At 56.6% G+C, this 15,641-nt stretch carries 14 protein-coding genes; 13 read left to right on the forward strand and 1 reads right to left on the reverse strand.

Translation table 11 applies throughout. From position 1 onward, the window contains the following. From AB4037_RS33800 to gspD, 4 genes are all read left to right on the forward strand, one after another. On the forward strand, positions 1-937 hold a 937-nt coding region (locus AB4037_RS33800), incomplete at its 5' end, for an RHS repeat-associated core domain-containing protein (RefSeq protein WP_441774540.1). Continuing rightward, complete coding sequence (locus AB4037_RS33805; RefSeq protein WP_441774541.1) at positions 927-1,373, forward strand: DUF4265 domain-containing protein; 447 nt, start codon at positions 927-929, stop codon at positions 1,371-1,373. The genes AB4037_RS33800 and AB4037_RS33805, both read left to right, overlap by 11 nt. 712 nt (positions 1,374-2,085) lie before the next feature. Continuing rightward, positions 2,086-3,642, forward strand: a complete 1,557-nt coding sequence (locus AB4037_RS33810; protein ID WP_441774553.1) for an ISL3 family transposase — start codon at positions 2,086-2,088, stop codon at positions 3,640-3,642. A gap of 1,243 nt (positions 3,643-4,885) precedes the next feature. Then, entirely contained in the window at positions 4,886-6,790 is a 1,905-nt protein-coding gene (gene gspD, locus AB4037_RS33815) for a type II secretion system secretin GspD (RefSeq protein WP_441774542.1), read from the forward strand. Between the two features lie 52 nt (positions 6,791-6,842). Here the strand turns inward: gspD and AB4037_RS33820 are convergent, their stop codons facing one another. Continuing rightward, positions 6,843-7,580: a hypothetical protein gene (locus AB4037_RS33820; RefSeq protein WP_441774543.1), complete on the reverse strand. Its 738-nt coding sequence runs from the start codon at positions 7,578-7,580 to the stop codon at positions 6,843-6,845. Between the two features lie 296 nt (positions 7,581-7,876). Between AB4037_RS33820 and AB4037_RS33825 the strand changes: the two genes are divergently transcribed. From AB4037_RS33825 to AB4037_RS33865, 9 genes are all read left to right on the forward strand, one after another. Further along, positions 7,877-8,461 (forward strand): prepilin peptidase, encoded by a 585-nt coding sequence (locus tag AB4037_RS33825; protein WP_441774544.1) that lies wholly within the window; start codon positions 7,877-7,879, stop codon positions 8,459-8,461. 29 nt (positions 8,462-8,490) lie between these two features. Further along, positions 8,491-10,188, forward strand: coding sequence for a GspE/PulE family protein (locus tag AB4037_RS33830; protein ID WP_441774545.1), 1,698 nt, complete (start codon positions 8,491-8,493; stop codon positions 10,186-10,188). A 93-nt stretch (positions 10,189-10,281) separates the two neighbouring features. Next, positions 10,282-11,487, forward strand: a complete 1,206-nt coding sequence (locus AB4037_RS33835) for a type II secretion system F family protein (RefSeq protein ID WP_441774546.1) — start codon at positions 10,282-10,284, stop codon at positions 11,485-11,487. Continuing rightward, on the forward strand, positions 11,484-11,936 hold the full coding sequence (gspG, locus tag AB4037_RS33840; RefSeq protein WP_441774547.1) for a type II secretion system major pseudopilin GspG: 453 nt from the start codon (positions 11,484-11,486) through the stop codon (positions 11,934-11,936). Before AB4037_RS33835 ends, gspG begins: the two co-directional genes overlap by 4 nt. Further along, complete coding sequence (locus AB4037_RS33845) at positions 11,899-12,366, forward strand: pilus assembly FimT family protein (RefSeq protein ID WP_441774548.1); 468 nt, start codon at positions 11,899-11,901, stop codon at positions 12,364-12,366. The genes gspG and AB4037_RS33845 overlap by 38 nt, the downstream gene beginning before the upstream one ends. Beyond that, the gene (locus AB4037_RS33850; RefSeq protein WP_441774549.1) at positions 12,353-12,703 is read left to right on the forward strand and encodes a type II secretion system protein; all 351 of its coding nucleotides are present in this window, start codon (positions 12,353-12,355) and stop codon (positions 12,701-12,703) included. The genes AB4037_RS33845 and AB4037_RS33850 overlap by 14 nt, the downstream gene beginning before the upstream one ends. Then, complete coding sequence (locus AB4037_RS33855) at positions 12,700-13,329, forward strand: PulJ/GspJ family protein (protein WP_441774550.1); 630 nt, start codon at positions 12,700-12,702, stop codon at positions 13,327-13,329. The genes AB4037_RS33850 and AB4037_RS33855 overlap by 4 nt, the downstream gene beginning before the upstream one ends. Next, positions 13,326-14,324: a hypothetical protein gene (locus tag AB4037_RS33860; RefSeq protein WP_441774551.1), complete on the forward strand. Its 999-nt coding sequence runs from the start codon at positions 13,326-13,328 to the stop codon at positions 14,322-14,324. Before AB4037_RS33855 ends, AB4037_RS33860 begins: the two co-directional genes overlap by 4 nt. Beyond that, entirely contained in the window at positions 14,321-14,884 is a 564-nt protein-coding gene (locus AB4037_RS33865) for a hypothetical protein (RefSeq protein ID WP_441774552.1), read from the forward strand. The genes AB4037_RS33860 and AB4037_RS33865 overlap by 4 nt, the downstream gene beginning before the upstream one ends. The last annotated feature ends 757 nt before the right edge of the window (positions 14,885-15,641 follow it).

Below are 15,641 nucleotides of genomic sequence, written 5' to 3' on the forward strand. Positions count from 1 at the left end.
TTACACGCTGCTCAAGGACCATCTGGGCTCGGTGCGTGTGGTGGCGGACCAGGCTGGCACGACGAGCATCGCCACGCGCTACCAGCCCTTCGGGCTGCACAAGCCGGTGACGACCTCGACCACGACCAAGGAGGATCACGGCTATATCGGSGAGCGGCAGGACGAGACGGGCCTGCTCTACCTCAATGCCCGCTACTACGATCCCCACATCGCGCGCTTCGTCTCGCCAGACTGGTGGGACCCCACACAGGAAGGCGTCGGCACCAACCGGTACTCCTACGCCGGCAACAACCCCATCAACGCCAAGGATCCAAGTGGGCACTGCATTGATGGGTGTGTCGCGGAAGGGGCGGGGGTTCTTGCTTTCGGCACGTTTGCGTACGGAGTGGCAGGATTAGCTGATCTCCAGCAACAGAGAATGAATGGAGCATTCAAGCCAAACCTTTCGAACGCTCCTCCACCGGATCCTTCGGTCACCAATCCCCCTGCAAAGCCACAGGTCGATTGGTCGACGGCATTTTCTGATCGGGAGCTTTATGGGACAGCATCTCTCCCCAAGGAGGAGACCGAACAACCTACGGCGACAGAAGAAGGTACCACTGCGCCGACTGCGGGCGATCAGCGGATTGGGAAATCTTTTACTCCCAAGGGACGACAACAAGTCAAAGACGCAAATAAAAAAGCAAACGATGGCATTATTAAATGTGAAGGCTGTGGTGTAGAAACAACCCCCGGGAGTAAATCTCAAAAAGGAGTGAAACCACCTTCAACTGAGGCACAGGTAGATCATATCACTCCCAGATCGAAAGGCGGACGTGGTATACCCGAAAACGGACGTGTGTTGTGCCGTGCGTGCAATCGAGAAAAAGCAGACAAAACGCCAGACGAAACTTCAGATACCAAGCCAACAAAAACCGATGGGCCCAATGATGAGTGATAAAAAGTTGGTTAAAGTTGGATTTGATTTAATACAAGACGATGGATATCCACCAATATCCACGGAATGGTTGTGGTCGTGCAGACAAAATGAAATATATTTTCAGATTGATAACGTGCCGTTCTTTGCGGTTGGGGTGGCTGTTGATGATGTCGTCGAAGCAAGAATAAATGATGATGGCGACTTAAAATATGTAAAACATCATTCGAGATCAGGACATGCGACCTTGCGTCTTCTCTTCGTGGATGAGCATCTTGTTGGTAATGTGATGCAACAGATTGGATCCTTAGGTGGTTTCTCAGAACAATCTCACATTTCCTCTTTAATTGCCGTGGACATCCCAGACGCTAAGGACGCGAATGAATTAAGGAATTTAATATATGATGGCGAGAAGGCCGGGAAGTGGGAAATAGAAGAGGCATGTATATGGTGGTAACTGCAGGTAATATTCTTAATTTTTGAATGTTGTGATTTTTTCGAATTCATAAAAAATTGTGCTTTTGTCTGGCTAATTGCTTGCGATGACTACTTCGCTCGTAGAGATTTGGAGCCGGGTTCAAGTTGAAATGCGCAACGCGTTCGAGGATAACGGGGCGGGCTAGCTGACTTCCATTCTCGGGCCGGTCAGCCGCTGGCGACGCTTATACCCAACGGTGTGACCGGCGCGTCGGCCTATGACGCGACGCGAGGCTGTGTCCTTGGTCTCTACTGAGCAGCTCATGATGAGTATTTGTTAGGGCGGGGATCTCGCCGTATTTTCCTCTATCGTACAGGGTGCCACGTGTGGACGATCGGTGGGCCGCGTTGTCCTTGGCCGCTTGCAGGGGGAGTATTCTTCCAAGGACTGTCCCGGATCGTCTGTTTGAATCGCAACGATCGCCGTTGCGGATCTGCTGCTGGAGGCGTGGCCGGAGGATGTCTATGCCCTCGTGAAGAAGGGAACGGCTTATCGTGGGCTCCTGCAGGACAAAGTGATTGCGAGGTACCCCAAATTATCGGACATGCCGCCCGATGTCCGGCTCTATGGCGACGGCCTGTCTATCGGCCTCCAAAAGTGACCCCGGATCGGCGTTGAATTTTGGCTCTGACTCACTTTTGATGAAGTTGAGGCAGTGACTGGCGTTGGTTTCGAGAAAGGAATCAACGTGATGGCTTCAACCTTGCACGCCTCGACGTTCGTACCGCCGGGGTTTATCCTCGACCGGATCGACAGAGGCGATGCGGACGTCCTCATCACGGTCCATTCCGAGTCCGATAACAGCCCTTGCCCGGCCTGCGGAACGAGATCGAGCCGCATCCACAGCCGCTATTGTCGGCGGCTGATGGATCTTCCGCTGTCAGGTAGGCCCGTCCGGCTTCTTGTCATCGCTCGGCGGTTCTGTTGTGACGCGGTTCTCTGTGGCCGTAGGATTTTCGCCGAGCGATTTGCCAGTGAAGCGCTCGCACCTTGGGCCAGGCGAACAGGGCGCCTCGATCTGCTTGTCCACCATTTGGGACTTGCATTGGGTGGCCGACCAGCGGCGAGTTTTGCGCGCCGATTGCAGGTTCCCGTCAGCAACGACACCATGCTGCGCGTCATCAGGCGCAAGGGCAGCCCACGGATGATCCCACCAACCATTATCGGCATCGATGATTGGGCGTGGCGACGCAATCAGCGCTACGGGACTCTGATCTGCGATCTGGAGAGGCGCAAGACGATCGCCCTTCTGCCCGATCGCGAGCCCGCTACGGCGCAGGCCTGGCTCATCGAGCAGCCGCAGATCGGTATCGTCGCTCGTGATCGAGGCGGAGGCTACGGCGTTGCCGTCGCCAAGGGTCTGCCGGCCGCGACCCAGGTCGCCGACCGCTGGCATCTGATGGAAAATGCCAGCCGTGCCTTCCTTGAGGCCGTGCGCAAATCCATGCGCCCGATCCGGGCTGTGCTCGGCGCCGCCACGATCAATCCCGATTTGCTGACCGCCGCCGAGCGCTTGCAATACGAGGGATATCTGCGCCGCGAAGAGACCAACGCCACCATCTTCGAACTGGCGAAGGAGGGCATTGCAATCCGAGAGATCGCCCGGCGCACCGGTCATAGTCGCGGCGTCGTCCGCAAGGTGCTACGTGGTCAACGCGCGGACATCTTCCGCGTCCGAGAAAGCTCGCTTGAGCTCCACCTGCCCTGGCTCGATGTCCAATGGACAGCAGGAGAGCGGAATGGGGCCGCACTCTGGCGACGCCTCAAGGAACAAGGCTTCAGGGGCTGCCTGAGGGTTGTGAGCGAGTGGGCAAGCCGTCGGCGACGTTCTGATCAGGTCAATGGTGATACACTGCGCCGTACTCCATCGGCTCGGACTATTGCTCGATTGATGACGCTTAGCCACGACAACCTCTCCAAATCCGAGACCGTCATCGTCGCCGCAATCGAAGCCGGCGTTCCGCTCCTGGTCGAAGCACGAGAGATCGTTGGCGCTTTCCAAGCCATGATCCGAAAGAAGGCTTTGACCGATCTTGAGCCCTGGATCGTGCGAGCGCGATCGAGCTTGGTCGCCTCGTTCGGCAATGGCATTCTCAAAGACCGCCAGGCGGTCAGCGCAGCAATCGCTTTGCCCTGGTCCAATGGACAGACTGAGGAGCAGATCACAAAGCTCAAGCTCGTGAAACGCCAAATGTATGGCCGCGGAAAAATCGATCTGCTTCAGGCCCGCGTGATCGGTGCACACTGAAATCGATCACCATCAAAACTGCGTCAGAGCCGTTTTTGTATGCAGATCGGCATCCCACCATGATTGTCTGGGGTCCCCTTGAATCGAAATTCAGAGTGGAATAAAAATTTACGCAGATCAATAGATTAAATCCAAGACTCAGGAGATTTCAATTATGAAACGAGATAGCAGGGAGGCTTTATTAGATTTTTTGATCAGACCAAATAAATCTATTGGTCCTTTTTGTGTTGATATGACGATATTAGAAGTTCTAATTGCTTCCCAAGGCTGGAGTGTTAAGAAATGTACATATGACAAAGATATCTTGTAGCTTGTATCGGTCTTTTCGAAAAGGAGAAAGAAGATTGAGGTAATTTTAGATACCAGCCCCCGTATAAAGATTCTGTACTGTACGTTATATCGGTGTCTTCGAGGGATGCCGTCTTAGGGGATGGCGTTCGATACAGGAATTAGACGAGAATGAAATAGCGAGTATATTTAATGTAAAAGCGGAACCTGATAATTTTTGGACCTTGGGCGATCTTAAATCGGGCGTAGGCTTTCTTTCTTACAGCGATGTGAGGGAGAGATTATGTTTATTCAAAGAATATATGGAGCAAGCGAGGTCAGCATATACTCACCATCCTAGTTTATTAAAATATTATTGTTTTAATTTTTAAATTAATAATTACTGCAATTTAAACAAATATCGAATTAATTTATTAGTGATCAGCAAGTAAATTTGAGAGGATTGTTCTCCTTGGAATTGCGATAGAAATGCATTCTATTGGTACCATAAGATTTTGGGCCACGGCCGGTTCAGAATCCAGATATTTTGTTCTTCCGTGAAGAGGGTATATCTTCCGCCTGCTCGAACGATGGGTTCTGCTCAAATCTGGGAAGAATAAAAGCGTATATCGTGTTCCGGCTCTATATTCATAAAAAGTTCCAATCTTGCCCGGGTTGCTATGAGAATAAGTATCCTTGTACCTATTTTGGCTTTGCATTGTGGCTTTGAATAGAGTCGGGCCGTCATTCCTGTGGATAGTAATTGAAGTGCCGTGCTTCTTCATCCGCTGCCCTCCATGGTGAGATTCTTGGAGGGCGATTCTTCATGCGTCAATTTACTGTCATCTTGGGTATCTGCATCTGTGTGGCAGGTTGCGCCCAGACTTCGGATTCGACAGATGCCAGTTCACCAGCGACGCGTGCGTTGGGTAATTGGGGGGTATCCATTGGGAGTGGTCGTCCCGCGTCAGTCAAGATGGCCGCTTTGGGTGGCGGACCTCAGCAAGCCATAGCGCCCTATACCGAATACGGCCAGACTCAAGGGGCGTTGTCACCAACTGGATCGGGCGGCGTCTCCGTCGACCCCGGCGGCAAGACCATGACGTTGCAATTCGTCAACGCCGATATTCAGGATTTTGCCAAGTCGGTTTTCGACGATGTTCTGCATGAGCCTGTGATCATCGATCCCAATCTTCAAGGCAAGATCACTGTCCGTAGCGGCGAGCCGGTCGATAAGGCATCGGCGATCGACATCGTGCGCCAGATGCTCGAAATGAACGGTGCTCAACTGAGCAAGGAAGGCAAGGTCTGGCGAATTACCTCCCGTGGGATGGGAGCGCCCAGATCGGCGGGAGCCGCGCGCATCGTGCCCTTGCGCAATGTCGATGCCGAACAAGCAAGAGCGGCAGTTCAAGCTTTCGCCGGCGGGAATGCTAGCGTAGCTGCACTGCCGGGTAATGGTGGCCTGGTATTGTCGGGCGATCCCCAGCAAACCGAGCCACTTGCCCAATTTGTGGCAAGCCTCGACGTTGACCAGATGAAGGGTCAATCCTTTGCCCTCATTCCGCTGCGCGAGGCTGGAGCAGCGGCTGTCTCCAAAGACATGCAGCAGGTTTTCGCCGCGGTCGGAAAGAATTTTCAGGCGATCGCCGTGCCGCGCATGAATGCAGTTTTGGTCATTGCTTCAAGTACTGCCCAAATCCAGAGAGCTCGCCAATGGGCGGGACGATTGGATCGAGCCAATCAGGATGAAGGCAAGATCTTCGTTTACCCCGTACAAAATAGAAGAGCGGCGGATCTTGCGATTGTGTTGCGCCAGATGTTTGGGACCGCGGGTGGTGGACAGGAGGGGGCAGGTGGGTCTGTATCTCCCGCCTTTCAGACCAAATCCCTCGCCACACCTGCAAGTTTGACGACCGGCGGTCCTGGCAATGGGCAAGAAACGGGTGCCGCACCGGCCGAAATGGATGGGCATTCTTCCAGGATCTCGATCCAGGCGGATATGGCAACGAACTCACTGGTTGTGACGGCCTCACCTGTGGAATGGCGAACGGTATCTTCCGCGATATCGCGACTGGACGTCCAACCGACGCAGGTTCTCATCGAAGCAACTATCGCTGAGGTGACGCTGAACAACGATTTGCGGTATGGCGTGCGGTGGTATTTTCAGACAGGAAACCACAGTTTTGGCCTATCTGATATCGACGATGGCACGGTTGCGCCCTCCTACCCAGGTGGCAATTACTCGTTCAGTGTCCCCAATGCACGCGTCGTCCTGCATGCGTTGGAGTCGGTCACCAATGTCGAGGTCATTTCATCGCCAGCTTTGACCGTGCTCGACAACCAGACCGCCTCGCTCAAGGTCGGCGACCAAGTGCCGATCGCAACGCGCGCTGCTCAGGGGGTTAACGACCCGAATGCGCCAATTCTCAACGATATTCAGCTCAAGGATACAGGCATCATCCTGTCCGTGACGCCACGCGTGAACGCCAGCGGCTTGGTCCAACTCGACATTTCTCAGGAAGTCAGCGACGTCGTCCCGACGACGACCTCGAAGTTGAATTCGCCGACCATCCAGCAAAGAAAAATCGATACGTCCGTGGCAGTTGGCTCTGGCGCCGAAATCGTGCTTGGAGGGCTGATCAAGACAAAGCATGAGAAGGGCAATGGGGGTATTCCGATCCTGAAGGACATCCCTATCCTGGGCAATGCCTTTAAGACAGGAGTTACGGATCTGTCAGGGCGAACGGAACTCCTGATCATCCTGCGCCCCACTGTCATGGGCAGCCGCGCCGATGTCGAGGCCGTCACTCAAGCCGTGCGCGCCAGTATGGCCGGCGCCGACAGGGCCATTGGCCGTCGCTATGTCATCAAGAAATAGGTACCGATCCCAAATCCAAACAAAAAGTAGGGCCGGTCCCAGCGATTGCAAACTACTCTGCTTGTTCGGGAGAGACTTGCGTATCCCTGAGGAGATACGCCCGATGGCTCGAAAAATCCAAGGACACGAGCGCGCGACGTCTGGCCCGGATGCCGTTAGGTAGGGAGGCTTGTGCGTCAATGGTGAACAGGTTTGACGGCAGGGAATATTGCGCTCCGAGTCCTGCCGCCAGTTCGGGCGTTACCTGGCGCCACTTCAGGCTTTGATTCATGGCATCACGCAATTGCGGATGTTCTGCCAAAAGGGCTTCTCGTACTAAAGACGAAGCGCCAATGGGGTCGACACCTGACTGAGATACCAGGGCGGTCAGATGGGGCTCGAATGCAGAGGCGAGGTTCGAAACGCGCAGCTTTGCGGGGAGAATCGCCCTTAGGTCGTAGGGGGTGAGATTACGCGAGCGAAGTTTTTGGATTTGATCGAGGACAAGCGCCTGATCGGACGGATCTACAACAAGCCGGCCCACGACATATCGAAGCAAAGCAAGGTCTGCCCGCAGAACATCGAGTTTGCCGCTTTCGGCTTCCATTCTCAGGCGTATCTGAGCACCATCGAACTCCCAGGTCACATCGCCAGTATAGGGCGTCAGTCCGAATCGATCGTTGCGATCGTCAAGCGAAGCGACGGCACGTGCAAGCCCCGCTTCGCTTGCCGTCTGCGCGCGAATAATGGCGGCTTCGACACTCATCGCGCGAATGTCGGTCGTCGCTCGGCGTGAAACGAGAACGGCCATGCTTGCCACTGCCAAGACGGCAACCAGAACCACGAAGAGCACGAAGCCTGATTCTCTACTCTGGGATTGTGTCGCAGAGGTATGATTGGAACTATTGTCGTGCATGAGGCACGCTTTCAGGCCCGTTTGACGCTATCTCCGAGGGAGCATAGCCCAAACATAGACCAACATGCCGGCCGGCAATACGTAGAGATGCAATATTTCTGTGGCTATTGTCACGGGCGACGGCACTCGTGTCATTGCCAAGCTATCATTGTGCGGACGTGGATTGCTGACGGGGAATTGGGGCAACATCCGTGCACGAGCTCGAACAAAACACTGGTTCCTGCCAGGCGCTGTGGCTGCGCTATTTCTTTAATCCATCCAGTCTTCCTTACGCTGCTATTTTAAGTGGCGCGGCCGTATTGGTTTTGCCGGCAACGCTTTGTTTCGGTCTCGCGCTTCTCCTCATGATCTGCGCAGCAATTATCGACTGGCAAACCTACCGCCTGCCTGATTGTCTTACATTGCCTACATTTGTGCTCGCGCTCTATGGAGCACCCGAGGCTGCAGATATTCGTTTACTCGGCGCGATAGGCGCTTCCGGACTGATCTTGCTCGTCGGCACTGTGTTTCGCAAGGTGCGCGGATATCCCGGACTTGGTTTTGGTGATGTGAAACTGGCGGCCGGTTGCGGCAGTATCGTCGGTCTGGGCGGTGTTGGCGGACTGCTCTTGTTGTCTTCCATGCTCGCCTTGATCTCGTTGATGCTCATAGGCTTCGTCCGCGGCCCAAGACCATTCAAATTGACGGCCGGGACTTCCTCGATCGCCTTCGGTCCATTCCTGGTCCTGGCGACCTTCCTGATTACATTCGCGCAACAAGAGGGAGTGCTGGCATAATGGCACTCTCGGAGACGATTCCCCCGTCCATGCCCGAACTGGACAAACTGGTCGATTTTTGGCTGAGCAAAGGAGCACTTCAGCCCGACAATCTGGAACGTGGACGAAGCGCTGCCCGGGCGAGCGGCGAGCGGATCGACCGTGTCTTGAGCAAGCTCGGCCTGATCGCCGACCAGGACTACGCGCAAGGGTGGGCCCAGATTCTCGATCTGGACGTGGCGGGCGATTTTCCCGATCCGCCCTACCTTGTCTCGCAATTGCCGATCGGCTTTCTGGTTCGAACCTCGATTATACCGCTTCGTCACGAGGGCAACACTCTCGTCGTTGCCGTCGGAGATCCTCTCGATCGGTTTTCGCTGGCAGCTACTGCCGCCAAGATCGGCATACCCGTCGTTGCGGAAGTCGCGCGCCCAGCAGACCTCATGCGCGCAACCGACAAGCTCGCGGAATTCCAAGGCGAGAGCGCCCAGGCGGAAAATACGAGCGACGGCCTGGCAAGCGATGTCGATCGCCTGCGCGACCTGGCCAGTGACGCACCAGCAATTCGCGCCATCGAGACGATGATCGACCGTGCGGTCGATGGCGGTGCTTCCGATATTCATATCCTACCGACCGCCGTAGGCGGCCGGGTAAGGGTACGTGTTGACGGCGTGTTACGCGATCTTTCGAATTGGTCACGTGAGCTGACCCTTGCCGTCACCTCGCGCCTTAAGGTCATGGCCGGCCTCGACATCGCCGAATCCCGCCTTCCTCAGGACGGCCGGCTTCGAGCGCCCCACCGCGGGGTCGAGATCGACTTTCGCATGGCGACGATTCCCCACATCCATGGGGAGGGTATCGTCCTTCGTGTCCTTCACCGTGTGCGCGCCACCCCGGATCTCGGGACCTTGGGACTTCCGCGTGAAGTTTTGGACGGTCTCGAAAGCCTTGTTGCCTCTCCCAATGGATTGCTGCTCGTCACGGGCCCGACAGGCTCGGGAAAGACCACCACGCTTTATGCAACCCTGCAGCGCCTTGCGCGTCCCGACAGAAACATCGTCACTGTCGAGGATCCCGTCGAACATGCTCTTGAGGGAACCGCCCAAGTTCAGGTCGAACGCAAGATCGGATTCGATTTTGCGCAAGCCCTTCGCTCGATCCTGCGACATGATCCGGACGTCGTCATGGTCGGCGAGATCCGCGATGCCGAAACCGCGTCGATCGCGGTGCGGGCCGCTTTGACCGGCCATCTTGTGCTAGCCACCGTTCATACGAACTCCGCTCTGGATGCCGTTCCACGCCTTATTGATATGGGCATCGAACCCTGGCTGCTCGCCTCCACGTTGCGCGGCTGCATGGCGCAACGTCTGGTTCGCCGTCTGTGCCACGCATGCCGCCAGCCAGCACTGGGCCACTTTGACTGGAGCGGTTACATGCCCAGAATCGCGAACCATGTCGATGGTACAGGCCCGCAGATCTTCGAAGCCAGAGGATGCCCGCAATGCTCCGGCACGGGTTATCAGGGACGCGTGGCTGTAGGCGAGTTCATCTCATCAACACCGTCTCTGCGACAAGCCATTGCGACGGGGGCGAGTGGGGAGGCGTTGCGAACCGCCGCGCCTTCCTTTGCCTCGCTCCTGGACGATGGCTTAGTGCGTTTATGGCGCGGCGAGACGAGTCTGTCGGAGTTGCAGCGCGTTCTGGGCGAAGAGTTGCTCGCTGTCGGAATGACGGAGGGCACACAGTGATGCCCATCCCACTCCACCAGTTAGTTGGGTCCCATCGCCTGAGGAGACAATTGATCTCGACAGGTCTGCGGCTCAAGCGGAACGGGGCATCCCATGCCTAGTTTTCGCTATCGAGCCGTGACGCAGTTCGGCAAGACGGAAGGTGGCTCCATTGTCGCTGCCGATTACGCCCTGGCCCTACAAACACTTGTTGCCAAGGGCCTCACCGTCACCTTCTTGCAGGCCGCCAAGGACCGTGGAGAAACGAAAAAGAAGGCTTCGTTTTCCGTTCGGCCGGATGACGTCGTCATGTTGCTGCGAGAATGGGCCACACTTCTGTCGGCTGGGCTAACGATCGATGAGACGTTAGCTATCTGTGGCGCAGGCGGCAAATCTCCCAAGGTGGTTGCGGCAGTTGCGGCCCTTCGGCGTCTTGTCCGTGACGGGCAGCGGCTGCATGCGGCCTTGCGTGAGCTGGCGTTCTTGCCGCGCGAAGCCATCGTCCTTATCGAGGCCGGTGAAGCCGCGGGCGCTCTGCCGCGTGTCCTGGACAGGCTTGCGACGGACTTTTCTCAAAGACGCTCAGCCCAGGAAGGCATCGTCACAGCTTTGCTTTACCCGGCTGTCTTGTTGGTCACCGCAATGGTTGCGGTCGTCATGATCGTGGTTGTCGTTGCCCCAAACCTTGCAGAGCTGTTCGAAAATTCGAGCGGTCATCCGCCGGCGCGGGTTGCGGCCCTTCTTGCCTTTTGTGCCTTTGTTCGCCAGGCCTTCCCCTGGTTCGGTCTTGCGGCCGTCATCATGGCGGTGAGTTTTGCTGTTTTGAGCCGCTTCGAGACGTGGAGGACAAGATTCGACATCTTCATTCTCCGGCTGCCCTTTTTGGGAGGAATATTGCGTTCGCGCGACAGCGCCCGGTTTGCTGCTGCCGGTGCCCTGATGATTGAATGTGGCGTCGTTCCAACACGGGCCCTCCCATTGGCGGCAACAGCGATGAACAATCGCTGGATGAGAACGGCGCTGACGAACGCATTGGGGCAGGCAGCGCAAGGGGCGCCCTTGCGCGAAGCACTGGCAAGTGCGCGCGCCTTGCCGGCCGATGTACTGGCGCTCATCGATGCAGGCGTACAAACAGGGCGGTTGGCAGAGGTGCTTCATCACGGGGCAACCCTGCATGCTGCCCGCGCAACTGCCAGAATCCAGCGTTTCAGCGCATTGCTCACACCTGCCATTACCGTTTTTGCGGGCCTGATCGTCGGTGCACTTGCCTATCTCGTGCTTTCAGCCGTCGTCAGCCTGAATGAGGTTGCTTTCCAATGAATCAAAATCGCTCGCTTGATGCACGCTTCCGACCAGCCGATGCTGGATTGACGCTGGTCGAACTCCTGGTGGTTCTGGTCATCCTCGGCCTGATTGCGACCATCGGCGGTATCCAGGTCGTCAACTATCTTCAAAGAGCACGAACCGATACCGCAAGGTTGCAGCTCGAAGACATTCAATCGGCGATGGACTTGTTTCGGATCGATGTCGGCCGGGCGCCCAGCCAGGCTGAGGGATTGTCCGCCTTGTTCGATGCGCCGGTCAACCTGCCCTCCTGGCGAGGGCCCTATTTGCGCAAGCGCTCAACCTTGACCGATCCTTGGGGCAGACCGTGGGTTTTTCGAGAGTCTGTCGACAGCAAACCTGCCGAGATTCTTAGTCTTGGAGCCGATGGCAAGCCCGGCGGAGATAATGATGATCGCGATATTTCCTCGCGGGACCGGACTTGAGCCGGATGCGGGTCTCTCGCTGATCGAGACCCTCGTGCTCTTGGCCATCGTTGGAATGACGCTGGTGCTGGGCGCGACCAGTTGGGTGCATTGGCGCGAGGCGCGACGTCTTTCTGACTATGCGGACAAACTCACATTACTTGTCAACGAGGCGCGAATACAGGCACGTGCCAGCGGATCGGTGATTTCCGTCATGTTCGATCCGCAGCGTCGTCTGTTTCAAACGTCCGATTCGCGGCGAAGCGTTGCCCTGTCCGAAGACGTCGATGTCCAAGCCGGTGTCGCTCAGCTTGGTGCCGGATCGGCCATCGCCATGCTGCCGGATGGCTCGTCTACGGGAGGAGATATCAGCCTTGCCCTTGCCGGTCAGCGCGGCATCAAGCTTACGGTGTCGTGGATCAATGGTGAGGTTCGCCGTGCGGATCGATGATCGAGGCTTTTCACTGTTGGAGACGATCGTGGCCATTGGCGTGATCGGGCTCATCTCGACTGCCATTTTCGATTTATTGATCGGCCCTGGTCTGCGAAGAGCCGCCGATGTCGTTCAGCTTGAAAACCTCATGACCGCTCGTGACCTGTTGGCCCATTTCAAGGCTCGGCCTCCGTCGGCTGCAATGGAAGAAAAGGTGACAGTGTCTTCAGGGCAGATCTGGACGGTCAGAATACGGGCCGACACCGACTCCGCTCTCCTGTTTCGCGCGGATGTCATTCCGCCGAGGCAAGATGCTTCCATTCTGTCAGCGTTGATCCGGCGTCAGCGCCCATGAACGATGCTTTTGTGCCTCCCGCCATTAACGGAGATAGTGGCCTCACTCTCGTGGAAGCCCTTGTGGCGCTTGCGATCAGCAGTTTTGTCATCGTGGCGCTGGGCAACCTGGTCTGGTTCGTCGTCGGCCAGGAGCGACGGCTAGCTCTGTCGGAAGCCGACATTCGTCAGGCGGCGTGGTTCGCGCAGACCATAGATCGGATTGTCGAAGAGGCCGATCCATCCAGCATTCGATTGGAGGTTGGGGCCATTTCGTTGACGACGACAGGTGTGCCGCTATCGCTCGCGCGCGATCGAGCGATACCAATCAAATTCCCCGTCATAGCGAGCGGAGGCCTGCGAAGCTTGACGATGGACACGAATGCAGATGTATCGGTCGAGGTACAGGGTGATGACCGGCGTCAACACCTACTGTCTCAATTGACGAACCTTGCGATCAGCATTCGCTCAGGTGAAACCTGGCTCGACGGTTGGCAAGGCCGCGGCCCGCTGCCTGATGCGGTGCGATTTTCATGGCAGCGGATTGGTGGGGCGAGCCGCACCCATATTGCCTATGTTCGGCGCCAGATGACAGAAACGGCGTGTATCCGCGATCCTCAACTTGCCGCCTGTGTGAGGTCGCGATGAGAGCACTCATTGAAAGCCGCATCCGCTTTGGGCTCATGGCTTGGCAGAGGGCTCTGCTCGCCAGTATTCCGACACGCTGGCGCCACCGATTCCTGTCCTCTGGTCGACTTGAGATCGCGGCAAGCCCGCCATTCGCGGCGCAGATGGTCAAGGGTTCGACACGACAAGCCGTCAGCAAGGCCCGGCTTTCACGCCGGAAGATTGCATCCGCGACTTTGTTGGTCCCGTCCGAGCGTGTCCTGAGGCGCACGATTGAACTTCCTTTGGCTGCGCTTGCGGATCTGGATTCCGTGCTCAGACTTGATGTGCCGATTTCGACTCCATTCGAGGCAGAAGACGTTCTGTTTGGACACAGAATTCTTTTCTCTGCCCCGCAAGGCAAGGTGAAAGTTGCGACGGCCATCATTCCCAAAACCGTTGTCGAAGACCTACAGGCGCAAGCCCAGGTGGAACTTCATGCCAAACCAGGTTGGGTCGACTTGGGCGAGGACATCGTCGTAGAGGTGAACTCGCAAAAGGCTGCAAGGCGAACTGCGGCCCTTCGCCTGGATGGCCTGTTGCTGTTGCTGGCTTTGACCCTTGGAGTGCTCGCGTATTGGGCGGGCTCGATGCGACAAAATCAGGTGCTCAGCGAAGAACGAATTCGACTGACACGAACACTTGCCGCCATCGAGGAAACCGCCCAACTGCGTAAGGATATCGACCTTGGCCGGCAGAGAATGGAATTTCTACCCGGAAGACAAAACCAGGGCTCTGACATTGCGCGGATAATCGCTGCTATTGCGGCACATCTGCCAGCTGACGCGTATCTTTCAAAGCTCGCTATCCGGGACGGCAATTTCGAAGCTGAATTCGGTGGTTCTTCCCCACAGGATACACTGCGGCAACTAGCCGATGATCTGCTGGCTCCGGGCTACCGCTTATCGCCTGCGGGGGAAGGGACGGCGGTCGTTTTGGCAGGAACCGTCAAAGGGCATGGCGGAGGTGGGACATGACGGTCTCTCAGGCCTCGCCATCGACCGGACCCGATCATCTCCAGCAGGTCCTGGCTTGGCTGCTTCTCATAGCATTGGTCTCTCTTTTTCTCTTCGTACTGGTGTCGGGCCTGCTCAACTGGCGGGAGACTACTTCGCAAATCGAAATTCTCACCGAAAAAATTGCAACACTCGAGACGCGTCGGGAGGATCCAACGCCTTTGACCGCGGCACTCGCCAGAATCAAGCAGGTTCCGCTGGCGAGCCTTGGGTATGTTGAAGGTACGACGGAAGAAGAGGCTCGTATTGGTCTGGAACAATCGGTCTCAGCTCTCTTGTCGACAGGACAGATGCAAATCCTCTCGTTTCGACGGCAATCTCCGATATCCTATGGATCCATTCGTGGTCTGCGTTTCGAAGCTCAACTGATCGCAAATTCTCGTAGTCTGCCCTCGTTTTTGACGGCGCTCGCACAAGCGCGGCCCATGCTGTTCCTGCGTCAGTTCAGTGCGGAACGCCGCCAGGACGGAAGCCTTCTGGTGGGCATGCAGGTCGAGGCTTATTGGGCCGGTGCCAAATGAGCATGTGGCCGATCCTCCGACGTTCCCTGGTCTTATTGGCGGTCGCTGGATTTGCGGTGCTGCTTTGGCGCCAGATAATGCCGTCTGAGGAGCGGGCTCAGACGACGTTTCGGCAGGCCTCCGTACCTGAGCTGACCATCGGCAGCGCTACACCCACAGCTTCTCCGTCCGAACCGTCCGCGGGGCGCGACTTGTTTGTCAGCGCGGCGCCACCTCCCGCGCCTGTTCAGTCCCCGCCGCCGCCGAAATTGGCGCCCGCTCTATCGCTGGTAGGAACCGGCATTGGTCCGCCGAGCTTTGCTATTCTACGCTCCGTTTCGACGGGGGAGCGGGAGAAGGTCACTGCAGGCTCGAAGGTTGCCGGATGGGTCGTGGTCGAGATCCGCAAGAATGAAATCCTGGTCGAGCAAAGCGGAGCGCAATGGGCCATCGGCTTTCCGCCCGCGCAGCCCAGAGATTGCACTCAGGGGGCGTGCTAAAGAATTTTCTAGAAAAGATTCCTGAATGGTTAAGTGTCTAGAGCGTAGCTGGTAAGATGCAGCTGGGAAGCAGCGTTGGTACTTCTTAGCTGCCGAAGCGAATAGCATGATGAAACGAGCGCTTTCTCAGCGTGACGTCGGCGTGAATTACGACATGAATGTGTCACTCCCTCAAATTTGCCATATTGAGACTCGTGAGGTGATTTCCTAGCTTGGCGCTGCGTGCAGGGGGCTGCGCGCTGGAATCGTCAGGGGCTGGGAATGATCGGGAATGCGGG

Origin of the sequence: Labrys sp. KB_33_2, assembly GCF_052114505.1 — a bacterium.
Lineage (GTDB): Bacteria > Pseudomonadota > Alphaproteobacteria > Rhizobiales > Labraceae > Labrys.